The sequence below is a fragment of the Actinomadura alba genome, assembly GCF_014323705.1.
Taxonomy (GTDB): domain Bacteria; phylum Actinomycetota; class Actinomycetes; order Streptosporangiales; family Streptosporangiaceae; genus Actinomadura_C; species Actinomadura_C alba.
Map to the genome: position 1 here is coordinate 132690 of NZ_JABVEC010000015.1, position 23712 is coordinate 156401.

Here is a 23712-nt window from a genome sequence, read left to right on the forward strand (position 1 = left end):
GGTGACGACGCCGCCCCACCTCCATGATCATCTGCCCTCGGTGGCATCCGAGGCCGGAGATCAGCGGGGGCCGCAGTCCGGCGCGGAGATCGCGTTGGACTACGCGCGCCGCATGTTCGAGCGGCAGCACGTGCCACTGCCGCCGCTGGGCTTCCAGGTGGACTGGGCCGACCAGCCGTCCCGCCACAAGCTGTATCAGGACGCCGTCAAGGTGCCGCTGCCCGAGCCCTTCCGCTCGATGCCCTCGGTGGGATTCGACACGGCCGTGCGGACCGCCCGCTCGCCGGCGGCGGCGCGGGACGCGGACGTGCCGGGGCTCGGCGTCCTCGCCACCATGCTGGGGTGCTGCGGGCTGACCGACCGCCGGACCGAGCCGAACTGGAACGACGACAGCACGGCCAAGATCCGGGCCGAACAGGCGGTGTGGGCGCGGCCGACGGCGTCGGGCGGCGGCATGTACCCCGCCGAGAGCTATCTGGTCGTCGGCCGCCGCGGCCCGCTGGCCGCCGGCGTGTACCACTACGACACCGCGCACCACAGCCTCGACCGGCTGGCGATCGGCGACCGGTGCGCCGAGATCGCCACGGCCACGGGGGTACGGGCGGAGCTGTACGCGGTGTCGACGCTGCGGTTCTGGAAGAACGCCTTCAAGTACAACTCGTTCGCCTACCACGTGGTCTCGCAGGACGTGGGGGCCCTGCTGGCGTCCTGGCGGCTGGTCCTGGCCGCCCACGGCGCGCCGGCCGAACCGGTGCTGTGGTTCGACGAGGCGGCCGTCAGCGCCGTGCTGGACGTGGACGGGCACGACGAGGCGCCGTTCGTCGTCGTGCCGCTCGGCCCTGCGACGGAACCGCCCGCCGCCGGCCGAGACCCGGCGGAGAGGATCCGGGTGGGCGGGCCGCACCGCGTCTGGGAGCGGTCACGCCGCGTGCGGTCGTTCGAACTGGTCGGCCGCGTCCACGCGGCGGCGCTCGTGGGCGACCGGCCCCGGCCCGGCCCGGACGCGGCGCGGGCCGGAGCGGAGTTCGGGACACGGTTCGGGAGCTTCGACACCGGGACCGCCGGCCCCGCGCTGCCCGGCCCTGCGCCGCGGCCCGGCGATCTGGACGTCGGCACCGCCCTGCTCGCCCGGCGCACGAGCTTCGGCCTGTTCAGCGCCCGGCCGGCGCTCGACATCGAAGATCTGGGCTGGGTGCTGTCGTCCGTCACGGCGGCCGGACACGCCGGGACGGACGTCGCCCCGGCGCCGCGCGACCACGCGTGGACCAGGCTCTGGGTCCTGTCCAACAGCGTCGCCGGGCTGGAACAACGGGTGTACGGGTACGACGCCGCACGCGGCCGGCTGGTCGCCGGAGCCCCGGTGGACGTGGCCGGGTTGCAGCGGTTCTACGCGCTCACCAACTACAGCCTGCCGGAGGTCGCCGCGATCGTCGTCGTCACCGGCCGGCTCGACGCCCTCGTGGCGGCGTACGGCGCCCGCGGTTACCGGATGCTCGGCATCGAGGTCGGGCAGGCGGCCCAGACCGCCTACCTCGCGGCCACCGCGCGGGGGCTCGGCGTCGGTGCGGTCCTCGGGCTCGACAACATCGGGCTCGACGAGTTGCTGGGCATCGACGGAACCGGCGAGAAAAGCATGATCTTCATGCTGCTCGGCCACGAACGCCGCCCTAGACCCCGCTACGACCACGGCCTGTACCGCTTTGGCGCCGGCCGGGAGGCGGGCTCGACGCAGGAAGGTACCACTCGATGACCGATGTCCTCGGCCACCCGGCGACCGATCTCGACGCCGGCACGGAGGCGACCCGGTGGCGGCTCGGTGAGGGGTTCCTGCTCCGGGTGGCCGGCCGGCCCGCCGGCGCCACCACCGCACTGCGCACGGACGACGCCGTGGCGTGGACCCGGCGCGTCTTCGACCGGGAGGCGGAGCGGGACGCGGCCGGGCGGCGGCTGCGCGAGGAGCTCGAGAAGGCGATCGTGGAACTCGACGGCGGCGACCGGAACCGGGTGGCGCTGATCAACCTTCGCCGGGACGTCTTCAACGCCCGCCGCCCGCGCCCCGCCACCCTCACCAAGGCCGATCCGCTGCTCCCGCCCGGCCGCGCCGCGCTGCTGGCGGAGTGGACACGGGCCATGACGTCGCTGGACGACGTGCTGGCCGAGGGTACGGGGATCCTCGACGCCGACATCGCCGCCGCACGGGCCCGGGCGCGGGCCGTACTGGCCGACGACGCCCTGCGCTGCGCGGTGCTGCTGCAGTCGGAGGTCCTGGAGCGGAGCATGGACCGCTACCTCGACCCGGGGCGGAGGCTGGACAAGAGCGGCCGGCAGATCGAGCGAACGTTGCTGGAGCTGCTCTACCGCGCCGCGCTGAAGACCAGCCCGTTCAGCACGCTCACGTCGGTCGGGCTCGGACGGTTCACAGCCGGCTCGATGCGGCCGGCGCCGCAGCCCACATCGCTGCGTCAGCGTTCGACCGTGCGGCTCAACGTGGCGGTGCTCGCCCGTCTCTCGGCCGTGATCCTCGCCGATCCGGAGCTGCGCTCGGAGATCTCGGTCGCGCTCGCTCCCGGCGCCAGCACGGATGGCGAGATCACCCGTTACGTCCGCCGCAGGACCACCGCCGGGGCGGCCCCCGACGCGGTCGTCGCGCTCGATGACGTGCACGAGGATCTGTTCTTCCTGCCGAGCGGCCCGGCGCTGAACGACGTCGTCACGATCGCCGGGCAGACCAGGCTCACCCTTCGCGAGCTGTCGGAGCGGGTGGCCACCGCGGACGACCGGTCCGCCGAGGCGGCCGATCGACTGGTCGGGCACCTGCTCCGGCTGGGCTTCCTGCTCGCACCGGACCTGCAGATCGACCTGCGGTCGGCGGATCCGGCGGCGGCGTTCGCCACCGCACTGGCCGCCCAGGTGCACCCGACAGTGCGCCGGGTCGCGGCGATCCTGACGGAGGCGGGGCAGGTCATCGCCCGCTACGGGACCACGCCGGCCCGCGGGCGCGCCGCTCTGCTGACCGAGGTGCGCCGCCTGGTGCGGGAGGCGTTCGACCTGGTCGGCGCACCGGATCGGCTGGTTCCGCACACCCTGCTCTACGAGGACACCACGATCACCGGGGACGGCATGGCGACCGACCGCGGCGTCTGGGAACGCGAGGCCCTGCCGTCCCTCGCGACGCTCGCCGACATCCTGCCCGCCTTCGACCTGAGCCTCCCGCGGCGGCTGACCGCCCTGGGCTTCTTCCGCGCGCGGTACGGATCCGGCGGCCGATGTGACGACGTCGAGCGGTTCTGCCACGAGTTCCAGCGCGACTTCTTCTCCCCGTACGGGCAGCGGTCGATGCGCAGGCGCGCCTTCGACGAGGGCAACAACCACGTCCCGCAGGAGAACTGGTTCAAGCTCCCCGAGATCGCCGCACTGGACCGGGCCCGCGAGGCGGCCTCACTCCACCTGCGCGGCGTCCGGCCCGAGGACGGCACGGCCGAGGAGATCCGGCTGGGGCCGGAGTTCGCCGCCGCCGTGCGCGCGCACCTGTCGCCCGTCCGCCGGTTCGACCAGTCGTGGTCGTTCTTCGTCCAGCTCGCGTCCGCCACCGGCCGGCCGGGCGACGGCAGGCTGGTGCTCAACCAGGCGTACTCCGGGATGACGCTGATGTTCTCGCGGTTCGCGCACAGCCTGGACGAGGGCGGAGCCGGGGCACGGCGGCTGCTCGCCGGAACGCTGCGCCGCCACACGCCCCCCGGAGCCGTGCTCGCCGAACTGCGGGGCGGGTACGAGACGACGAACCTCAACATCCATCCGTGCGTCACCGACTACGAGATCGTCTGCCCCGGCGACATCAGCACCCGGCCGCACGAGGAGCAGATCCCGCTCGACGACATCGTCATGGTGCACGACGAACAGGCCGACCGGGTACGGCTGATGTCGAAGCGGCTCGGCCGCGAGGTGATCCCCCTCTACCTGGGCTTTCTGCTGCCGATGGCCCTGCCCGAGGTCCAGCAGGTGCTCCTGTGCTTCGCGCCGGGCGGGATGGCCCAGATCGACCTGTGGGCCGGGACCGGTGAGCCGGTCCCGGCCGAGGGCATCACGATGTACCCGCGCCTGGTGCTGGGAGATCTCGTGCTCCAGCGCCGGATGTGGAAACTCGACACCAAGGCGTTCCCCTTCAGGGACCCCCGGCACACCGACGCCGAACACCTGCTGAGGGTCCATCGATGGCGCCGGGAGCACTCACTCCCCGATCGGGTCTTCGCCCAGATCGACGCCTCCGGTCGCGCGGACACCCTGGCCGAGGACTCCGAGGCGACCCAGCCGGACAGCGACCGCAAGACGGTACGCAAACCGCTGCCCGTCGACTTCGACAGCTGGATGTCGCTGCAGTTGCTCGAGCAGCTCGCGCTGGGTGCGTCGTCGCGCCTGGTGCTGACCGAGTGCAGTCCCGACGTCGACGAGCTGTGGCTGCACGACGAGCACGAACGTGCCCACGTCGGCGAATTCCTCATCGAGCTCTACGACACGCCAAGGGGTCAGCATGGATGACGAATGGGTGGCGCTGCACGTCTTCTACGCCAGCGATGCCAATCCGATCATCGTCGAGGCCGTCCGGCCCCTCGTCGGACGGCTGCGCGCGGACGGGCTCATCAGCGGCTGGTTCTTCATCAAGTACTGGAAGGAGGGGCCGCACCTGCGCGTCCGCTTCAAGCCCGCGTCCCCCGCGGTCCGGGACGTGGTGACCGACCGGGCCGTCGGCGCCGTGCAGGAGTTCCTCGAGCGACGGCCCGCGCTCTACGAGAACGACGTCGACGGCCTCGGCGACCTCTACAAGAGGATGTACGTGGCCGAGTACGGCGAGGCGCGCTGGACCGAGGAGTACGGCGAGGAAGGCCGGATGCCGTTCCGGCCCAACAACAGCGTCGCCCTGCTGCCCTACGAGCCCGAGTACGACCGCTACGGCGGCGAGGTCGGCATCCAGATCGCGGAGTGGCACTTCGAGCGGTCCAGCGACATGGTGGCCGATCTGCTCGCCACCTCGAACACCCACGTGCGACCGGTCCTGCTGGGGCTGGCCGCCCAGCTCACGCTGATGGCCGCCTACACGTTCCTCGGCGACGACGCGGCCGTACAGCGGTTCTTCCGGCGGTACCGGAGCTTCTGGGAGACGTCGTACCAGGAACCCACCGCCGAGTCCCAGGGCTCCTTCGACAAGAGCTTCGAGCTGACCCGCGAGACGTTCGCGGCGAGGGTCACCAGGATCCGCGCGCTGGCCGCCGCCGAAGGAGCCGCTGCGTCGTCCCAGATCGAACGGGCCTGGCTGGACCACTGCCGTGAGCTCCGTGACCGTGTCCGTACCGCCGCGGAACGGGGTGAGCTGGTGTTCCCGGCACGCGACGGCGGCGCGGCGGCGCCGATGCCGGCCGGTGAGGACCTGGCCACGGTCCTGCTGAGCTCGTACATCCACATGACCAACAACCGCCTTGGCGCGGCCATCCTGGACGAGGTCTATCTCTCCTACCTCACCGAGCGCGTCCTGGAACCCGGCGAGCACCTGGTGAGGTCGGCGTGACGATCGCCGAGGACGGCGCGCCTTCCCCGCCGGCCGGGGACCCCGGTTGGCTCGAGCAGGCGCGCCCGCGGCTCAGGCACGCCGTTCACGTCGGCCCCGCCCTGACGATGGGGGCTTCCACCGTTCACTTCGTGGCCGACGGTGAGACCCGGGCGTACCTGCGGGTCGGCCCCCGGGAGGCGTTCCTCATGACGCGCCTCGACGGCAGCCGCAGCCTCGCCGAGATCGGCGTGGAGTACGCCACGCTGTTCGGCAGGCGGTTGGCCGCCGAACACTGGCAGCAGCTGATGAGCCTGCTGGCCTCCCGCGGGCTGCTCGAACCCGCGGACCCGGCCCGGCTCGACCGCATCCGGGAGACGGCGGAGCGCACCCGCCGATCCGAGGGCCGTACGCCCCTGCTCCGCCGGATGCCGATCCCCGGCGCCGTGGGCCTCGTGGCCCCGGCCGCGCGCGGGCTGGGCTGGCTGCTGCGGCCGTTCGTCGCCGTGCCACTGGGGCTCGCGGGCATCACGGTCTGCGTGCTCGTCGCCCTGAACTTCGCCACGGTCTACGCCCCGCTGGAGCGAGGGTCGTCCTGGCCGGTGACGCTGGCCGCCCTCCTCATCTCGTGGATCATGATCGGGCTGCACGAGATCGGCCATGGGGTGGCCTGTCACCGCTACGGTGGGCGGCCCACCGAGATCGGCCTCATGTGGCGCTTTCCCTTCTTGGCGTTCTACTGCAAGGTCGACGACGTCGTGACGTTCCGGAAGGCGAGCCACCGCGTCGCGACGTCGTTCGCCGGGGTGTACGTCAACCTCGTCACGCTGGTGCCCGTCGGGCTCCTGTGGCTGTGGGGGCCGGACTCCGGCCGGTCGCACGACCTTGCTGCCGCGCTCCTGCTCTTCGGGACCGTGACCGTCCTCGTCAACCTGCTGCCGGTCCTCCAGCTCGACGGCTACCACATGCTCGAACACGCCACGTCGACCTTCCGGCTCCAGTCGGAGTCCGCCCGGTTCACGATGGCGTTCCTGCGCCACGGCCCGGCCGGGATCGGCGGTTACCCGCGCCGGGCGAGATGGATCCACACCGGATACACCCTGCTGGCCGCGGCCGTCATCGGACCCGCGCTCTTCCTGCTCGTACGGCTGTGGTTCGGCACGCTCGCCGGCCTGTGGGGGCCGGTGGCGGCCGCGCTGGTCCTCCTCGCCGAGGCCGTGCTCGTCATCGCCTTCCTCAGGTGGGCCGTGCGCCGGCGACGGCCCGCCGCTGACTAGTCCCGAGCGGTGCCGCGGGTGTCGTCGACGACGGTGGCGGCGAGCAGGTCCGCGTACGTACGGCCGGATTCCGTGCAGATCATCGCGGCCTGCGCCGCCACGGCGGCGTAGGCGCACGCCGCCAGCATCGCCCCCCTGTGCCGCGCGGCCGGGGCGCCCCGAAGGTCCCACACCGCCTGGTGCCCGATCTCCCACGGGACGGCCGTCTTGAGAACGGTGCGCAGCAGCGCGGTGGAGTACGGCAGGGGCGCCCGCTCATGGCGGGAGCGGGAGCGCACCCGGAGCCGGAACACCCGCTTGCCGGGCGAGCCACCGGCCGCCTCGGCCGCCGCGAGCCCGCAGGCGACCGGTGCGGTGAGCGCGAGCGCCACCATGAGGCGCGCACGCGCGTCCGGGTGGGCCGGGCCGCCGCGCCATGACCGGAGGGCGCCGACGAGCGCCAGTGGGGAGAAGACGACCGCGTAGTCGACGGTGGTCGCCGCCGCCCGCCGGGCGAGCCGGGTGCCGCGGGCACGCCAGGTGGACGAGGGGTGGCTCATGTCATCACTCCGTACGCGCGGGCCCGGTACTCGTCGCGGAGGCCCCGGTGGGGCGCGGGCTCCCGGACGTAGGCCGTCTGCAGCAGGGCCGGGTCACTTCGCAGGATCGCCTGCTCCAGGCCCTTCAGCACGGGACTCGGCTCAAGGCCCAGCTCGTCGACGAACGTCTGTCGTGTCTGCCGGTAGGCGGCCAGCGCCTCCGCGGTACGCCCGGATCTGTGCAGCGCGAGCATCAACTGGGCCCGCAGGCGCTCCCGGAAAGGCTGATCATCGACCAGCCGGTAGAGCTCGGCCGTCACCTGGCCGCTCCTGCCGATCTCCATCTCCAGATCGATCCAATCCTCCTGCGCCGACAGCCTCCGCTCGGTCAGATGCGCCGCCTCCCGTTGCATGATCCGCCCGGGAACCCCTGACAGGGGCGGCCCCTGCCACAGCGAAAGCGCCGACCGCAACCGCTGGGCGGCCGGCCCGACCTCGCCGGCCCCGACGAGGTCCTGCGCCTCGGCGACCTGGCGGTCGAACACCGTGGCGTCGAGACGGGACTCGTCGATGTGCATTGCGTATCCCGCCGGATATCCGACGATCTCGATGTCGCGGACACCGATGTCCCGGAGCCGGCGCCGGAGCATCCACGCGCAGTTCTGGATCTGATGGCGCGCTCCGTCCGGCGGACGGTCGTCCCACACCGCCTTGATCAGCGATTCGACCGGCACCATGCGATTGGGGTTCAGCAGGAGTGAGGCCAGCACGACCTGCTGTCGTGGGCTCTTGAGGTGCAGGTGCCGATCGTCGTTGCGCACGTGAAGGGGCCCCAGGATGTGAAACCCGATCTTCAGCATTCGAACCTCCGCTCGCTACTCCGCGACCGCCATACACCTGATCAGACCGAGGTACATTGCCGGTCCAACGCGGATACACGGCCGTACCTCTGGCCTCCTCGCCCCGTGGCCGGCCGCCGTCGGCGTGGCACCGGTGGCGGACCGAAGCCCGGGCCACGCCAGGAAATCGGCAACTACTGATCACATGGGCGTCACAACAATGTCGGGTTTTCCACAGGAGCGCTCTTTACGATTCACGTGCCGACCTCGACCATGGGTTTGATCGTTCCAACCCGTCCGACCACCGTGACCCTGCCTGGTCTACGCCACCCCGGAGCACGACGATCGCATGGAATTCGCCCTGCTCGGACCTCTCGTCGTCAGGACCGCGGCGGGGCGAGAGCTGCCCCTGAAGCGTGCGAAGCACCGGCATCTCCTGGCCACCCTGCTCCTTCGGCCCAACACCACCGTCACTACGAGCCTGCTGATCGATCACCTGTGGGGCGAGCATCCACCGCCGTCCGCGCGCAACAATCTGAAGACGTACGTGTGGCAGCTGAGAAGGATGCTGTCGGCGCTCGACCATGGCAGGCCGCACATCGAGACGTCCGGGAACGGCTACCAGATCACCGCACGGCCGGATGAGCTGGACACCCTCTTCTTCCAGGAACTGACCCGGCGGGGCGGCCAGGCGCTACGCGGCGGTGACATCGTGCTGGCCGAGGCCACATTAAGCCGGGCGGTCGACCTGTGGCGGGGCGATGTGCTGCAGGACGTCACCCTCTCCGAACCGCTGCGGGCGTGGGCGGCCATCCTGACCGAGGAGCGCCTCGGGGTGCTGGAGGACCTCACGGAGGCCCGGCTCACGCTGGGACGCCATGCCGAGATGATCGGTCCGCTGCGCCGCGCCGTGCGCGAGAACCCGCTTCGGGAACGGCTGTGGGCCCAGCTCATGCTGGCGCTCTACCGCGAGGGCAGGTCCAGCGAGGCCCTCCAGGCGTATCAGGACCTCCGTACGCACCTCATCATCGAGATCGGCGCGGAGCCGGGTCCGGCCGTCCGCCGTCTGCACCAGCGCATGCTCGCCGTGGATCCCGAGCTCGGCACCGACCGCACGCTCACGGTCTGCGGCTGCGACAAGGTGTCACCCCTCGAGGCGAGCGCCTCCCCACGATGGGTTCGCGTACGTTCGGGCCCGGCCGAACTGCCGTCGGACGCCGGGAAGTTCGTGGGCAGGGACGGCGAGATGGCACGGTTGGCCACCCTCCTGTCCGATCCCGGAACCGGCCGGGGATCGGTCATCGCCATCGACGGCCCCGCGGGCGTCGGCAAGTCCCGGCTGGCCGTACGGGTGGCACACGCCGTCGCCTCGTCGTATCCCGACGGTCAGCTCTATGTGAACCTCCATGGGGCGACTCCGGGGCTCGCCCCGCTCACGCCGGACGAGGTGCTCGCCAGGTTCCTGAGGTCCCTCGACGCCCCTGACGTGAGCGGCCGTGACGGCGTCGACGAGGCCGCCGCGCTGTTCCGGACCCGAACGGCCGGCAGACGAATGCTCATCGTGCTCGACAACGCCGTCGACGCCGGCCAGGTGCGGCCGCTGCTGCCGGGTGGATCGGAATCGGCCGTCCTCGTGACCGGCCGCACGAGGCTCACGACCCTGGACGCGACCGTACGCGTGCACCTGGACATACTGAGCGAACGCGACGCGGTGGACCTGCTGGCGGCCTTCGCCGGTCCCGAGCGGATCCAGCGCGATCCGGAGGTAGCGGCCCGGATCACGGAGCTCTGCGGAGGACTGCCGCTCGCCGTCCGGATCGCGGGCGCCCGGCTGGGCGATCACCCCCACTGGCCGATCGCCCGGCTGGCCGCGCAGCTCGCCACGGCCGACAGCCGGCTGGACGAGCTCACCCATGGTGACCTGTGCGTCCGTACGAGCCTGGCGGCCGGCCACGACCTCGATCGCCATCCGGAGGCCGCCCGGCTGTTCACGCTGCTCGGCCTGCTCGACGTCGCCGAGTTCTCCGCCTCCGTCGCCGCCGCGCTGGTCGATCAGGGTACGGACGATGTCCAGGGCTGCCTGGACACGCTCGTCCGGGCCCGGCTTCTGGAGAGCCGCGCACCCGACCGCTACCACATGCACGACCTGATCCGGCTGTTCGCCCGCGAGCGGGCGTTCCGTACCCTGCACGGGAACGACCGCATCGCCGCCGCCCGGCGAGCCCTGAACTGCCAACTCGCGACGTCCCGCGGCACCCTGTTCCTCGGGGTCGTCAGATGCCGTCGCCACGACTGCGTTGGTCACAACCTCTGAGGTGATGACGCCCGCGGCATCGATCAAGCCCGCCCGGTGCATAGTGATCAACTTGTGCTGAACGAAGACCCGGGCGAACGGCTCGCCCACTATGCAGCCGAACCCCGCCGCATCACGGCGACCGCCCTGGGTGCCAGGACCACCTCGTCGACGTACTGCGAACCATCGCCCAGCAGGTCGACTCCGGGGGCGGGCAGTGTCACCGTGGCCGGCTCGCCGCCGTGGTTCAGCAGGAACAGGTAGGAGTGCTCCGCGCCGTGGCGTTCGACGGCCTGCACGTCGCCCGGCAGGTCGGGCAGCACCGGCAGCACCCCCGCGTCGGCGCGCGCGAGGTCGAGCAACTTCCGCATCGCCGCCGCCTCGGGGCGGGTGGCCAGATACCACGCGACGCCGGCACCGTACTCGTGCCGGGTGATCGCGGGTCGGCCGGCGAGCTCACCCTCGGTGAAGGCCGCCACGACCCGGGCGCCCTCTTCTTCGACCCACTCCGACCACACCGTGGCGCTGTGCCGCGCGCCCGCCAGGTCCAGTCCGACCGTCCCGCCCATGGGAAGCGGCCAGAACTCGTCGACCCGCAGCCCGAGCGCCTCGCGCAGCGGTGCGGGGTATCCACCCAGATGGACGCGCTCGCACTCGTCGACGATGCCCGAGAAGAACGACACCACCAGGCAGCCGCCGTCCGCCACGTACCGGGTCAACCGGTCGGCGACCTCGGCCGACATCAGGTAGAGGTTCGGGACCACGACCATCCGGTACGCGGACAGATCAGCGGTCGGCGGCACCACGTCGCAGGTCACGTGCGCGTCGAAGAGCGGTTCGTAGTGCGCCCGGTGCGTCTCCAGCAGATCGAGGACCCCGGGGTGGGCGTCGCCCTCCACCGCACGCCAGTTGTCCCAGTCGTGCAGCAGCGCGACATCGGCACGCACCCGGGTACCGGCCAGTTCGGCCACGCCCGCGAACTCGGCGCCCAGGGCCCGGACCTCCCGGTGGGTCCGGGTGCCGGTGCCGCCGTGGGGCACCATCGCGGAGTGGAACTTCTCGGCGCCGCCGGCGGCCTGGCGCCACTGGAAGAACATCACGGCGTCCGCCCCCTGGGCGACGGCCTGCCAGCTCCACAGCCGCATGCCGCCGGGCGGCTTGGGCGCGTTGCGTTCACGCCAGTTGACCGCGCTCGGCGCCTGCTCCATCAGCAGCCACGGCTGACCCGACCGGGCGGACCGGATCAGGTCGTAACCGAAGGCCGCGTCGACGTGGGCCCGCGGATCGTAGGGGTCGGGGTAGCTGTCGAGGCTCACCACGTCCTGCTCGGCCGCCCACCGGTAGGAGTCGATCGGCTTGTGCACCAGCCCGGTGAAGTTCGTGGTGACGGGAACGTCCGGTGAGTGCCGGCGGATGATGTCGCGCTCGGCGAGATAGCACGCGAGGATCGCGTCGTCACTGAAGCGGGCGAAGTCGAGGAGTTGCGCGGGGTTGGCGAACGTCGGCGTCGTGCGCGGCGGGACGATCTCGGCCCAGTCGTCATAGCGCTGTGACCAGAAGGTCGTGGACCAGGCCCGGTTGAGCTCGCCGATCTCGCCGTAGCGCTCGCGGAGCCAGCGCCGGAAGTCCTCCGCGGACACGTCGCAGAAGCACTGGCGGGTATGGCAGCCGTACTCGTTGCCGATGTGCCAGATCAGCAGTGCGGGATGCCCGGCGTACCGGCGCGCGACCTCCTCGACCAGCCGGCCGGCGTGGTCGCGGTAGACCGGGCTGGAGGGGCAGTAGTGCTGGCGCGCGCCCGGCCACAGCCTTGTGCCGTCCGGTCGCATGGGAAGGATCTCGGGGTGCAGGTGGGACAGCCACGGCGGGGGAGAGGCGGTCATCGTCGCGACGCTCGCGCCGATGCCGGCCTCGGCCAGGTTGTCCATCACCTGGTCGAACCACCCGAAGTCGTAGGCCCCCGGGCGCGGCTCGACGCTCGCCCAGGAGAAGATGCCGACCGAGACGAGGGAGACCCCGGTCTCGGCCATCAGCCTCATGTCCTCGGCCCACATCGAGGCCGGCCACTGTTCGGGGTTGTAGTCGCTCCCGAACATGATTTTGGAGAGGGTCGGGTCCGGGTGTGGCAGGGGCTCGGCCATGCTGTGCTCTCCTTGGGCCATGCTGTGCTCTCTCCTGAGGTGTTGCGACCCCGCAGGTCGTCCGGCCGGTCGGTGGGTCATGGCTCCGGAGGGCGCTCGCCGCCCCGCGCGGGGAGCGCCCTCCGTGCCGGTCAGTGGACGGTGTCCAGCGGGAGCCGGAGCCCGAGCCGGCCACCGATCGGCAGGTTGCGCGACTCGATCAGGCCGAGCTCCTCGGAGCTCAGAGCGCGCTTGTAGACGCGCACCTCGTCGAGGGTGCCGAGGAACCGGTCGACGCCGTCCAGGCGCTGTCCGACATGGATTCCCTGAACGCCGAACTCCTTGCCCTCCGTGACCGACCCCGGCGGGACGGCCGCCGAAGCGACCACCGCCCCGTCGACGCGCAGGACGAACTGCCCGTCAGCGCGCTGCAGCACCACATGGTGCCACTGCCCATCGTTGTAGGAACCCGCCGACTGTACGGAGACGTTGAATCGGTCGACCATGATCAACGCCCGGATCCGGTTCGAAACCGGCTCCGCACGCAGCCACACCGCCGGGGTGGTGCCGGTGCCCACCCGATACCCCCAGAGCAGCGAATGGGCTCCTGTCGTGGCGGAGTAGCGGAACCATGTCATCATCGTGAAGTCGTCGCCGCCGAGGTCGATCGACTCGTCGAACGGCACCTCGACGCGGTCGTCCACGCGGTCCAGGGACAGCCCGTTACCGAAGCGGCCGGGCACCGTACCCGCTCCGCCCCGGACATAGGCCGGGTTGCGGTTGGGGGAGGCGTCGGGAGTCTTCGGCCCTGGCGCCGGAGGCCCGGGAACGCCCGGCGGCGTTCCGTTGGGCGTGGCGAGGTAGGCCTCGTTGAACCGCGCCCAGCGGATCGACTCGTACGGTGTGGCCACTCCCGCTTCGTAGTAGAGCCCGATCTCGTCACCGTCGAGTTCGACCATGTCCGAGTAGGCCGTCGGCCCCCACCAGAAGACCTTGCCCTTCTCCCAGGGCTGCCAGGTGCGCCCCTCGTCGTAGGACGAGCGCACCGACATCACTTCGCGCGCCACCGGGTGCGCCGGCGACGACAGCAGGATGCGGTTGTTCGGGTCCCCCTCGTTGGTCGCGCGCAGCCGCAGGGTCGAGGCCTGCACGTCCGCCATCGGCAGATCGATGATCCGGAACGGCTTGTCGAACGTCGCACCGCCATCGCTGCTGGTCGCGTACGCGCGGTGGCCCGGGTCGGTGCCGCGCTCGCGGGCGAGCGCGTAGACCCGGCCGTCGGTCAGCTCGGTGACGGTGACCTCCTGGGCGATGATCGTGCCATCGTCGAACGAGGTCGTGGCACCGATGTTCCAGGTCAGGCCGCCGTCGTCACTGTAGAGGAGGTGCGTGCCGTAGACGTGCGGGCCCACGCCGTCGTAGGTCTCGTGGCTGGCGCCGACGACCAGCCGACCGGCGTGCGGGCCGCGGGTGAGCTGGATGCCGTGCATCGGGCCCGTCGCGTACCAGAAGTTCCATTCGGGCCGCTTGCCCTCGGTCATCTCGCGAGGCGCGGACCAGGTGGCGCCGTGGTCGTCGCTGACCTGCACGTAGGGATCGCGGTCGCAGCCGTTGGGACAGGGCGCGGGTCCGTTGTGCGTGCTCACCAGAGCGACGCGGCCGGTACGCCGGTCCACGATCGGCACCGGGTTGCCGTGCGTCGAGCCGTTGCCCTCGGAGACCAGCTGCAACGGCCCCCACGTGCGCCCGCCGTCGGAGGAGCGGCGCAGCACGAGGTCGATGTCCTCGTCGTCGCCGCAGTCCTTGACACGTCCCTCGGCGAAGGCCAGCACCATGCCGTTGGTCGCGCGGACCACCGCCGGGATGCGGAAGCAGGCGTAGCCGAAGTCCTTCTGCTTGAACAGGACCTGCTCGTCGACGAAGGGTGCGGCCGCCGGGGCGGGCTCGGCGGCCGCCGGGGCGGCGAGTGCACCCGTGAGCACCGCGGCGAGGGTCAGAGCGATCCATCGCCGGGCGCCTCTGCGGCGGCCCGGCGGCTTCTCAGGCGCGTACTTCATGTCGTGCCCTTCTGGAAGAGAAGTGGGTGCGGGACATCCTATGTGGGACGTGGGATGTCCACTAGAGGGTGATCGGACCGTTTCCTTGACGATGTCGATACGCGTCGTTAACGTCCTCGGAACATGGGACATCCCATGTCCTAGGAGAGGACGAGGAGCATGCCAGCACTCAATCGCCGCTCAGCTCTCGCCGCGAGTTTCGCGGCCGCGCTTACGGCCGGCGTCGTCACCAGCGCGTCTCCCGCGAGCGGTGCCGAGCCTGGGCGCCAGCGATGCGAGGTGTCCGTGCCGTACAAATCGGGGACCGAGGGTTACAGCGGTTTTCGCATCCCGGCGGTCGTCGCCACGAAGTCGGGGGAGCTGCTCGCCTTCGCCGAGGGTCGGCGGAGCGGTCTCGGTGACGCCGGTGACATCGACACGGTGGTGAAGCGGTCGGCCGACGGCGGCTGCACGTGGGGATCGTTGAAGGTCGTCGAGGACAGCGGGCCGAACACATCCGGCAATCCGGCGCCCGTGGTGACGGAGAGCGGCCGCGTCGTGCTGCTGACCACGTACAACGGGGGAACCGCCACCGAGGCGGCGATCCTGCGCGGCCAGGTGCCTCCCGAGCAGAGCAGGAGGGTCTTCGTCCAGTACAGCGACGACGACGGCGCCACGTGGTCGGACTCCCGCGAGATCACGGCGGACACCAAGCTCGCCGACTGGCGCTGGTACGCCACCGCCCCCGGCCACGCGATCCGGCTGACGCGGGGCGAGCACGCGGGCCGGCTCGTGGTCCCGGCCAACCACTCGATCGCGCCCCCGGCGGGCTCGCCCGACCTCGGTTCGGAGGCGAAGTACTACGGCGGGCACTCGCTCTACAGTGACGATGACGGCCGGACCTGGCACATCGGCTATGTCGACGACAACCCCGACGGCTACATCAACGTCAACGAGACGACGGCCGCGGAACTCCCCGACGGCCGCGTCTACTTCAACACCCGTGATCACAATGGCACAGCCCCGGGGACCCGCGCCGACGCCTACAGCCTCGACGGCGGCCGGACCCTGAAGGCGCCGTTCCGCCCGCAGGCCACGCTCGCCGGCCCGGTGGTCGAGGGCAGCGTCCTGCAGCTGAAGGGGAACAACGCACCACTGCTCTACGCCGGACCGGCCGATCCGGGCAGCCGCGCCGTCATGACGATCCGGGCCAGTGACGACCAGGGCGTCACGTGGCGCTCGGCGCGGGCCCTGTCGGGAGTGCCCGCCGCCTACTCGGACCTGGTCCAGCTCGACGCCAAGACGGTCGGGGTGCTCTACGAGACCGGCGACGCCGGGCCGTACGAGACGATCACGTTCCACCGCGTCCCGCTGCGCGACCTGGGCTGACCTTCTCCGCCGAGTGCCGCGAACAACTGCATGATCACCGCGGGGGGAGAGCCCTCATGCGGTTGTTCGCGCCCGGTGGTACGGCTCAGTTCGGGCCCAGGCGGGCGAGCCGCGAGCGTACGCCGTCGAAGTGCGCGCGCATCGCCGTCACCGCTCCCGCCCGATCTCCGGTGATGACCGCCGTATAGATGTCGCGATGTTTGCGAGCGACGTCGGCCGGGGTCTCGTCGGGGGTGCCCAGATCGTCGCTGAGCTGATGGTAGACCTCCCAGAACGCGCCGAGGAGCTGGCCCACCAGGGGGTTTCCGAGCGGCTGGTACAGCACGTCGTGGAAGAGCCGGTCGGTCTCCGGGGAGACCGCCCCGACCAGCGCCTCGGCCTCCATGCGCTCGATGATCTCGCGGGCGGGGGCGAGGAGCGCGGCCATGTCGGCGTCCTCGTTCTGGTCGATCAGGCGCTGTACCAGCCCGTGCTCCAGGATCTCCCGGATCTCGATGAGGTGGCGGAGATGGTCCCGCTCGTCCTGCATCGCGATGCGGCTGTGGAAGGCCAGTTCGTCGACCAGGCCGCTCAGCGACATCCGGCCGACGAACATGCCGAAGCCGTGGCGGATGTCGACGATGCCGACGGCCTGGAGGACCTTGAGGGCCTCCCTGACGGAATTGCGGCCGATGCCCAGCTCTTCCATGAGCTCGGACTCGGTCGGCAGTGGATCTCCAGTCGTCAGGCCGCGCCGCAAGATGATGTCCTTGACCGCCTCCTGCACCTCGACCGCGCGGCTCAGCCGCCGACCTCGAGCGACCGGACCGGATCCAGTGGCTACGGTGGGGCGCCTGTCGGAGTCGTTCACGGCGTTGTGACGATCATCGTGAAACATGATGGACATCTCCTGGTCATTTGCTCTTGACCCGACACGGACTCGACCCTAGCCTCCACTCTACTGGACATGGGATGTGGGACGTCCAATCTCCCACAGCGAAGAACTCCCCCCTGCCCGAACCAGATCCTCTCCAGGAGGCACCGTGAGCGCCCCGATATCCCGGCCCGTCGTCAGCCGCCGCGACTTTCTGCGCTACAGCGGGACGGTGAGCGCCGCGGCGGCCATCACCGCCGCCCTCTCCGCCTGCAGTGGCCCCGCGTCGACCAGTTCGACCGGCGCCGGCGGGGACAAGGACCTCGTCACGGCCGTCATCGGATACGGCAACGACCAGAGCTGGGACCCGACCATGACGGCGTCGGCCTTCTCGATGGCCGGCATCAGCCACATCTATGAGGGTCTGGTGGACACCGACCCGATCACCCGCGCCCCCTATCCGGCGCTGGCCACCGCTCTGCCGACCGACACCTCCGCGACAACGTGGAAGTTCAGCCTGCGCCCGGGCGCCAAGTGGCACGACGGGCAGCCGGTCACCGTCGACGACGTGCTGTTCACCTTCGAGCGGATCCTCGACCCGGAGGCCCTGCTGGCCTACTCCTTCTTCGGGAGCTGGCTGAAGGAGGCGCGCAAGGTCGATGACACCAGCGTCGAGCTGGTCCTCAAGTTCCCGTTCCCGGACGCGCTCCCGCGACTGGGCATCGCGAAGATCCTGCCGAAGCACGTCTTCGGCGTCCCGGGCGGCTGGGACGCGGCCAAGGGCGGCAAGGCCGTCGGTTCCGGTCCCTACAAGATGACCGCGCACAACCCGAAGTCCAACACGACCTTCGAGGCTTTCGCGGACTACAACGGCCCCCGCAAGCCCACCATCAAGAAGATGAACTGGCTGTCCATCGTGGACGCCTCCGCCCGGGTCGCGAAGATCTCCGGCTCCAGCGCAGAGGCCCAGATCGCCGACAACGTCCCGTACGCCAACATCGACCAGCTGCGCAAGTCCGGGCTGACCGTCGAGGGCGGCAAGGGCATGAACCACATGTTCCTGATGTTCAACACCGGACTGAAGCCCTTCAACGACGTACGGGTCCGCCAGGCGCTGCTCTACGCGATCGACACCCAGAAAATGATCGACGTGGCGCTCAAGGGGCACGGAACCCCGGCCACCAGCTTCCTCAACCAGGAGAACCCGGCCTACGCCAAGGCGAAGACCGTCTACGCCTACAACCCGGAGAAGGCGAAGGCGCTGCTCAAGGAGGCCGGCGTCAGCAATCTGTCGATCACGCTGATGGCGGTCAACGTCAGCTGGATCGCCGACTGCCTGCCCACGATCGCGAACTCTTGGCAGGCGATCGGCGTCAAGACCGTCCTGGAGCCGCAGGACACCGCCGCGCTGTTCACCAAGATGGACCAGTCGCAGTCCTACCAGGTGGTCGCGGCGGCCTCGAACCCGAACCAGTTCAGTCTCGACCCTGACCTGATCCTGCGCTATAACTACACGTCCGGCGGCACCTGGATGGCGTACAGCAAGTGGGACTCCAGCGCTGACGCCAAGGCCCTCTTCGCGAAGATGGACAAGGCCTCAGAGGAGGCCGATCCCGCCAAGAAGGTCAAGCTCATCCGCGAGTACATCGACATCATCGCCGAGCAGGCCGTGCTCTACCCGGTCGTGCACACCGAGCTGATGACCGCCTGGGACCCGAAGAAGCTCACCGGAATCCGCGCGCAGGCCTACCCCGCCTTCAACCTCCTGCAGGCCAAGCGCATGTGATCCACGCTCGCGGCGCCAGGCCACGACCTGGCGCCGCTCCGGCCCATCTCTGGACCCGACTCACCCAGGAGGCACCCCGTGGCAGCGATCGCCAGAATGCTGGTGCGCCGTGTACTCATCCTGATCCCGCTGTTGCTGGGCGTCATTCTGCTCGTCTTCATCGTCATGCGGTTCTCCGACAACAAGCCGGAGTACGCCTACTTCCAGGGCGCCAATCCGACCCGGGAGCAGATCCGCCAGTTCCAGTTGGAGAACGGCCTGCTCGATCCGCTCCCCTTGCGCTACGCGCACTTCGTCGGCGATCTGCTCCATGGTGACATGGGCACCAGCGTGCTCACCAAGGCGCCCGTGCTCGACTCGGTGCTCACCGCGATGCCGCTGACGCTGCAGCTGACCCTGTTCGGCGTGATCATCGCCGTGGTGCTGGGCCTCATCTTCGGCGTCACCGCGGCGATCTTCCGGGATCGCTGGCCGGATCAGCTGATCCGGATGGTGTCGCTGATCGGCGTCGCGGCGCCCGCGTTCTGGATCGCGCTGTTGATGATCCAGTGGCTGGCGGTCGGCCGCGGCTGGTTCCCGACCAGCGGCTACATCAACCCTGCGGACTCTCTCAGCGGCTGGCTCCGATCGCTGACGCTGCCGGCGCTGTCGCTGTCACTGCCCGTCGCCGCCTATCTCACCCGGATCATCCGTACTTCGATGGTCGAGGAGCTCGACAAGGACTACGTGCGCACCGCGATCGGCAGCGGCCTGCCGCCGATCGTCGTGGTAGGGCGCAACGTGCTGCGCAACGCGCTGATCAACCCACTGACCGTGCTGGGCCTGCGGGTCGGCTATCTGCTCGGCGGCGCGGTGGTCATCGAGACCATCTACTCGCTGCCCGGCATGGGCCAGCTCATGATCAACGCGGTGCGCGACGGCGATCCCGCCGTTGTCCAGGGCGTGGTGCTCACCATCGCGACCGGCTTCGTCGTGGTGAACCTCGTCGTGGACATCCTCTATCTGCTGGTCAACCCCCGACTCAGGAGCGCCGCGTGATGCGTAGCGGACTCACGCAGAGACTGTCCCAGGCGGGCATCGGCTTCCGGCGGCTCGGCCCGTCCTCGTGGGTCGCGCTGGGCGTCGTGGTGGCGATCGTCCTCGCCGCCGTCTTCGCCTCGGTGCTGGCTCCGCACTCCCCGTATGTGCAGGAGGCTGCGGGGGGCGGGCCCAGTTCGTCCCACTGGATGGGCCTGGACAGCGGCAACCGCGACATCTTCACCCGGCTGCTCTACGGCGCGCGGTGGTCGCTGATCATCGGCCTCGGTGCGACGGCGATCGCGCTCCTGGTCGGCGCTCTGTTCGGTGCCGTCGCCGCGACCTCCCGCAAGTCGGTCGACGAGGCGATCATGCGCACCCTCGACGTCATCATGGCGTTCCCGGGGATCGCGCTCGCCGCGGTGCTGGTCGCGGTCTTCGGGGGCAGCATCCCCGTGCTGGTGCTGGCGATCGCCTTCCTCTACATGCCGTCCTTCGCCCGGGTGGTACGGGCGAACGTGCTCGCGCAGTACGGAGAGGACTACGTGGCGGCCGAGCGGGTGATCGGGGCGCGCGCGCCGCACATCCTGGTCAAGCACGTCGCGATCAACTGCGCCGCGCCGGTCCTGGTGTTCTGCACGGTGATGGTCGCCGACGCGATCGTCTTCGAGGCGTCGCTGTCGTTCATCGGCGCGGGCGTCCGCCCGCCGGACCCCTCCTGGGGCAGCGTGATCGCCGACGGCCGCAACATGGTGCTGCTGGGCGGCTGGTGGGCCACCGTCTTCCCCGGGCTGCTGATCTTGATCACGGTGCTCTCGCTCAACATCTTCGCCGAGGGGATCTCCGACGCCTGGGCCGCTCCGGCGCAGCGGACGGACACCGCCAAGAAGGCGGTCGACGCCGACGCCCTCGAGCGGGCGACTCCCGGCTCTGGCGAGATCGTCGAGTTGACCGGCCTCACCGAGGCCGCGGGGCGCCTGGCCGAGCGGGCCCGGCCGCTGCCGCAGGGCGAGCCGATCCTGCAGGTGGAGAACCTCGCCATCGGCTTCGCGGAGCACCACAACGGCGTGGACGTCGTCGACGGGATCTCCTTCGAGGTCCGGCCCGGGGAGGTGCTCGGCCTCGTTGGCGAGTCCGGCTGTGGCAAGTCGCTGACCGCCCTGACCATCATGGGCCTGCAGCCACGTGGGGCGCGTGTACGCGGCCAGATCCGTTTCGACCACAAGGACCTGCTGGCCCTCAGCCCGTCCGCGCGGCGGCGGCTGCTCGGCCACGACATGGCGATGATCTACCAGGACGCGCTGTCGTCGCTCAACCCCGCCATGACGATCAAGGCCCAGCTCAAGCAGGTGGTCCGGCGCGGGGGCCGACGTACTCCGGTCGAACTGCTGGAGCTGGTCGGCCTCGACCCCGCGCGTACTCTGTCGTCCTATCCGCACGAACTGTCCGGGGGACAGCGGCAGCGGGTGCTGATCGCGATGGCCCTGTCCCGCGACCCCAAGCTGATCGTGGCGGACGAGCCGACGACGGCGTTGGACGTGACCGTGCAGGCGCAGGTGATCCAGTTGCTGCTGCGGCTGCGTGCGGAGCTGGACTTCGCGCTGATTCTCGTCTCGCACGACCTGGCCCTGGTCGCGGACGTGACCGACCGGGTCGCGGTGATGTACGGAGGCCAGATCGTCGAGACCGGCGTGACCGCCACCCTGGTCGGCGAGCCCGCGCACCACTACGCGCGCGGCCTGCTGGGCTCGGTGCTGTCGCTGGAGTCCGGCGCGGAGCGCCTCACCCAGATCCGTGGCGTGGTGCCCTCCCCGGCCGACTTCCCGAGCGGCTGCCGCTTCGCCGACCGGTGCCCGATGGTGACGGAGATCTGCCGGACGGAGACGCCTCGCCTGGAAGGCCGGGGGCGCCACCATTCGGTGGCCTGTCACCATCCGGCGCTCGACGTCTCGGCCCCCACATCCGCCGCCGGCGCGGGTTCCGCGCCGGCCGATTCCGCGGAGGCACGATGACCGCGCAGGCCGCCCAGAACCTCGCCGAACTCGCCGGCGTCCATGTGGTGCACAAGGCGCGCTCCGGCGGCCTCTTCACCCGGGACCGCGTCTACGCGCTCACAGGTGCGGATCTGAGCATCGGCTCGGGGGAGACCGTCGGAGTCGTGGGGGAGTCCGGCTGCGGCAAATCCACACTCGCGAAGGTCCTGGTCGGGCTGCAGAAACCCACCTCGGGCACGGTCTCCTTCGGCGGTCAGGACATCTGGTCGATGTCGAACTCCGCGCGCCGGAGGGCGATCGGGTCGAGCACCGGCATGGTCTTCCAGGATCCGTCCACGGCGCTCAACCGCCGTCTGCCCATCCGGCAGGTGCTGCGCGACCCGCTCGACGTGCACGCTGTCGGCACCGTGCGCGAGCGCGAGGAGCGCGTCCGCGAGCTGCTCGGTCTCGTGGGGCTTCCCGCGAGCGTGGCCGACCTGCTGCCCGGCCAGGTCTCCGGCGGCCAGCGCCAGCGCGTCGCGATCGGCCGGGCGCTGGCGCTGCGACCGAGGCTGCTGATCGCCGACGAGCCGACGAGCGCGCTGGACGTCTCCGTCCGTGCGCAGATCCTCAACCTGCTGCTCGACCTGAAGGAGCAGCTCGGTCTCGCCATGGTGTTCGTCTCGCACGACATCCAGACCGTACGCCGGATGAGCGACCGGGTCGTGACGATGTACCTCGGGCGGATCGTGGAGCAGACCCAGGCCGAGGCGGTGCCCGCCCGGGCCCGTCACCCGTACACCCGCGCGCTCTTCTCGGCCACGCCCGGCCTGCTCTCCCCGGTCGATCCGATCCCGCTCACGGGGCCGGTGCCGTCCGCGACCCGGCCGCCGAGCGGCTGCCCCTTCCGCACGCGGTGCTGGAAGGCCGACGACCTCTGCGCCGAAGAGATGCCGGCGGCGCGGAGCGAGGGCGAAGACCACCTTTTCCGATGCCATCACCCGGTCCTCGACGGTGTTACCGACGTCGAACTGATCAGCCAAGCTCAGGAGCGTCAATGACCAGCACCACCGCGATGTCCGGCGTCATCCCCCCGGTGTGCACACCTCTCACCCCCGAGTTCGAGGTCGACACCGCTTCACTGACGCGGCTGCTGGATCATCTGCTGGACGGTGGGGTCGACGGGCTGTTCATCCTCGGCTCCTCGTCAGAGGTGGCCTTCCTGCCCGACGCGCACCGCAAGGTCGTGCTTGACACCGTGCTCGGTCACGTCGCCGGACAGGTCCCGGTGCTGGCCGGCGTGATCGACATGACCGCGCCGCGGGTGCTCGACCATGTGCGGGTGGCGGTCGAGGCCGGAGCCGACGGCATCGTCGCCACCGCGCCCTTCTACACGCGCACCCATCCCACCGAGATCGCGATCCACTTCCGTACGATCGCGGCGCAGGCGGGAATCCCGTTGTACGCCTACGACCTGCCGGTCTCCGTGCACAACAAGCTGGGCGCCGACCTGCTGCTGGAGCTGGCCGCCGAGGGAGTGCTCGCCGGGCTCAAGGACTCGAGCGGCGACGAGGCCGGGTTCCGCGAGGTGATCCTCGGCCGCCGCGACCGCGACCTCCCGTCGTTCTCCGTGCTGACCGGCTCGGAGCTGACCGTCGACTCCGCACTGTGGATGGGCGCCGACGGCGTCGTGCCAGGGCTGGGCAATGTGGACCCGCACGGCTATGTGCGGCTGTTCCGCGCGGCGTTGAAGGGAGACTGGGCGGCCGCTCGGACGGAGCAGGAACGGCTGCTCCGGCTGTTCGGCCTCGTGCACGTCGGCGGGCCGCACATGGGCCGCGGCTCCTCGGCGCTGGGCGCGTTCAAGGCGGCGCTCCACCTGCGCGGCATCATCGACCACCCGACGACCGCGCTGCCGCAGATTCCGCTCGACGCGGATGAGATCGCCCGGGTCGGCGAATACCTGGCCGACGCGGCCCTGGTCTGAGCAGCGCCTTCGCCGTCGCATCGGACGCGGTGAACAGGTGGGCGGACCACGTGGACGGTGACGTTCGCTGGATGTTTCCCGAAGT

The 23712-nt window shown here is 70.6% G+C and carries 16 protein-coding genes; 11 read left to right on the forward strand and 5 right to left on the reverse strand.

Features of this window, described 5'->3' with window-relative positions:
* Nucleotide 1: 1 nt before the first annotated feature.
* The 4 genes from HKK74_RS20660 to HKK74_RS20675 are packed head-to-tail and all read left to right on the forward strand — an operon-like array spanning nucleotide 2 to nucleotide 6816.
* Nucleotides 2-1750, forward strand: coding sequence for a SagB family peptide dehydrogenase (locus tag HKK74_RS20660; protein ID WP_187244896.1), 1749 nt, complete (start codon nucleotides 2-4; stop codon nucleotides 1748-1750).
* Entirely contained in the window at nucleotides 1747-4536 is a 2790-nt protein-coding gene (locus HKK74_RS20665; RefSeq protein ID WP_187244897.1) for a lantibiotic dehydratase, read from the forward strand. The genes HKK74_RS20660 and HKK74_RS20665 overlap by 4 nt, the downstream gene beginning before the upstream one ends.
* Nucleotides 4529-5560 (forward strand): lantibiotic dehydratase C-terminal domain-containing protein, encoded by a 1032-nt coding sequence (locus tag HKK74_RS20670; protein ID WP_187244898.1) that lies wholly within the window; start codon nucleotides 4529-4531, stop codon nucleotides 5558-5560. Before HKK74_RS20665 ends, HKK74_RS20670 begins: the two co-directional genes overlap by 8 nt.
* Nucleotides 5557-6816: a M50 family metallopeptidase gene (locus HKK74_RS20675; protein WP_187244899.1), complete on the forward strand. Its 1260-nt coding sequence runs from the start codon at nucleotides 5557-5559 to the stop codon at nucleotides 6814-6816. The genes HKK74_RS20670 and HKK74_RS20675 overlap by 4 nt, the downstream gene beginning before the upstream one ends.
* Here HKK74_RS20675 and HKK74_RS20680 read toward each other — a convergent pair.
* Both HKK74_RS20680 and HKK74_RS20685 read right to left on the reverse strand, forming a co-directional pair.
* The gene (locus HKK74_RS20680) at nucleotides 6813-7355 is read right to left on the reverse strand and encodes an RDD family protein (RefSeq protein WP_187244900.1); all 543 of its coding nucleotides are present in this window, start codon (nucleotides 7353-7355) and stop codon (nucleotides 6813-6815) included. The genes HKK74_RS20675 and HKK74_RS20680 overlap by 4 nt on opposite strands.
* On the reverse strand, nucleotides 7352-8194 hold the full coding sequence (locus HKK74_RS20685; RefSeq protein WP_187244901.1) for an AfsR/SARP family transcriptional regulator: 843 nt from the start codon (nucleotides 8192-8194) through the stop codon (nucleotides 7352-7354). Before HKK74_RS20685 ends, HKK74_RS20680 begins: the two co-directional genes overlap by 4 nt.
* A 328-nt stretch (nucleotides 8195-8522) precedes the next feature.
* Between HKK74_RS20685 and HKK74_RS20690 the strand changes: the two genes are divergently transcribed.
* The gene (locus tag HKK74_RS20690) at nucleotides 8523-10487 is read left to right on the forward strand and encodes an AfsR/SARP family transcriptional regulator (RefSeq protein ID WP_187244902.1); all 1965 of its coding nucleotides are present in this window, start codon (nucleotides 8523-8525) and stop codon (nucleotides 10485-10487) included.
* Nucleotides 10488-10576: 89 nt separating this feature from the next.
* Here HKK74_RS20690 and HKK74_RS20695 read toward each other — a convergent pair whose 3' ends face one another.
* Together HKK74_RS20695 and HKK74_RS20700 are read right to left on the reverse strand one after the other, a co-directional pair.
* Nucleotides 10577-12607: a beta-galactosidase gene (locus HKK74_RS20695; protein ID WP_187244903.1), complete on the reverse strand. Its 2031-nt coding sequence runs from the start codon at nucleotides 12605-12607 to the stop codon at nucleotides 10577-10579.
* Nucleotides 12608-12738: 131 nt separating this feature from the next.
* Nucleotides 12739-14643 (reverse strand): sialidase family protein, encoded by a 1905-nt coding sequence (locus HKK74_RS20700; RefSeq protein WP_187244904.1) that lies wholly within the window; start codon nucleotides 14641-14643, stop codon nucleotides 12739-12741.
* Nucleotides 14644-14802: 159 nt separating this feature from the next.
* On the opposite strand from HKK74_RS20700, the gene HKK74_RS20705 reads away from it, so the two are divergent.
* Nucleotides 14803-16011, forward strand: coding sequence for a sialidase family protein (locus HKK74_RS20705; RefSeq protein WP_187244905.1), 1209 nt, complete (start codon nucleotides 14803-14805; stop codon nucleotides 16009-16011).
* Nucleotides 16012-16096: 85 nt separating this feature from the next.
* Here the strand turns inward: HKK74_RS20705 and HKK74_RS20710 are convergent, their stop codons facing one another.
* A complete protein-coding gene (locus tag HKK74_RS20710) occupies nucleotides 16097-16888 on the reverse strand; it encodes a FadR/GntR family transcriptional regulator (protein WP_187244906.1) in 792 nt (263 codons plus the stop codon).
* Nucleotides 16889-17033: 145 nt separating this feature from the next.
* On the opposite strand from HKK74_RS20710, the gene HKK74_RS20715 reads away from it, so the two are divergent.
* From HKK74_RS20715 to HKK74_RS20735, 5 genes are all read left to right on the forward strand, one after another.
* Nucleotides 17034-18650 (forward strand): ABC transporter substrate-binding protein, encoded by a 1617-nt coding sequence (locus tag HKK74_RS20715; RefSeq protein ID WP_187244907.1) that lies wholly within the window; start codon nucleotides 17034-17036, stop codon nucleotides 18648-18650.
* A gap of 78 nt (nucleotides 18651-18728) precedes the next feature.
* The gene (locus HKK74_RS20720; RefSeq protein ID WP_187244908.1) at nucleotides 18729-19688 is read left to right on the forward strand and encodes an ABC transporter permease; all 960 of its coding nucleotides are present in this window, start codon (nucleotides 18729-18731) and stop codon (nucleotides 19686-19688) included.
* Nucleotides 19688-21679 carry a dipeptide/oligopeptide/nickel ABC transporter permease/ATP-binding protein gene (locus HKK74_RS20725; RefSeq protein ID WP_187244955.1) on the forward strand — a complete coding sequence of 664 codons (1992 nt, stop codon included), beginning with the start codon at nucleotides 19688-19690 and terminating at the stop codon, nucleotides 21677-21679. Before HKK74_RS20720 ends, HKK74_RS20725 begins: the two co-directional genes overlap by 1 nt.
* On the forward strand, nucleotides 21676-22701 hold the full coding sequence (locus tag HKK74_RS20730; RefSeq protein WP_187244909.1) for an oligopeptide/dipeptide ABC transporter ATP-binding protein: 1026 nt from the start codon (nucleotides 21676-21678) through the stop codon (nucleotides 22699-22701). Before HKK74_RS20725 ends, HKK74_RS20730 begins: the two co-directional genes overlap by 4 nt.
* On the forward strand, nucleotides 22698-23627 hold the full coding sequence (locus tag HKK74_RS20735) for a dihydrodipicolinate synthase family protein (RefSeq protein ID WP_187244910.1): 930 nt from the start codon (nucleotides 22698-22700) through the stop codon (nucleotides 23625-23627). Before HKK74_RS20730 ends, HKK74_RS20735 begins: the two co-directional genes overlap by 4 nt.
* The last annotated feature ends 85 nt before the right edge of the window (nucleotides 23628-23712 follow it).

Excerpts from the sequence above, each read along its gene's own strand:
- HKK74_RS20665 (WP_187244897.1), top strand. The coding sequence starts at position 1,747 with ATGACCGATGTCCTCGGCCACCCGGCGACCGATCTCGACGCCGGCACG.
- HKK74_RS20670 (WP_187244898.1), top strand. The coding sequence starts at position 4,529 with ATGGATGACGAATGGGTGGCGCTGCACGTCTTCTACGCCAGCGATGCC.
- HKK74_RS20680 (WP_187244900.1), bottom strand. The coding sequence starts at position 7,355 with ATGAGCCACCCCTCGTCCACCTGGCGTGCCCGCGGCACCCGGCTCGCC.
- HKK74_RS20685 (WP_187244901.1), bottom strand. The coding sequence starts at position 8,194 with ATGCTGAAGATCGGGTTTCACATCCTGGGGCCCCTTCACGTGCGCAAC.
- HKK74_RS20690 (WP_187244902.1), top strand. The coding sequence starts at position 8,523 with ATGGAATTCGCCCTGCTCGGACCTCTCGTCGTCAGGACCGCGGCGGGG.
- HKK74_RS20695 (WP_187244903.1), bottom strand. The coding sequence starts at position 12,607 with ATGGCCGAGCCCCTGCCACACCCGGACCCGACCCTCTCCAAAATCATG.
- HKK74_RS20700 (WP_187244904.1), bottom strand. The coding sequence starts at position 14,643 with ATGAAGTACGCGCCTGAGAAGCCGCCGGGCCGCCGCAGAGGCGCCCGG.
- HKK74_RS20705 (WP_187244905.1), top strand. The coding sequence starts at position 14,803 with ATGCCAGCACTCAATCGCCGCTCAGCTCTCGCCGCGAGTTTCGCGGCC.
- HKK74_RS20710 (WP_187244906.1), bottom strand. The coding sequence starts at position 16,888 with ATGTTTCACGATGATCGTCACAACGCCGTGAACGACTCCGACAGGCGC.
- HKK74_RS20725 (WP_187244955.1), top strand. The coding sequence starts at position 19,688 with ATGCGTAGCGGACTCACGCAGAGACTGTCCCAGGCGGGCATCGGCTTC.
- HKK74_RS20730 (WP_187244909.1), top strand. The coding sequence starts at position 21,676 with ATGACCGCGCAGGCCGCCCAGAACCTCGCCGAACTCGCCGGCGTCCAT.
- HKK74_RS20735 (WP_187244910.1), top strand. The coding sequence starts at position 22,698 with ATGACCAGCACCACCGCGATGTCCGGCGTCATCCCCCCGGTGTGCACA.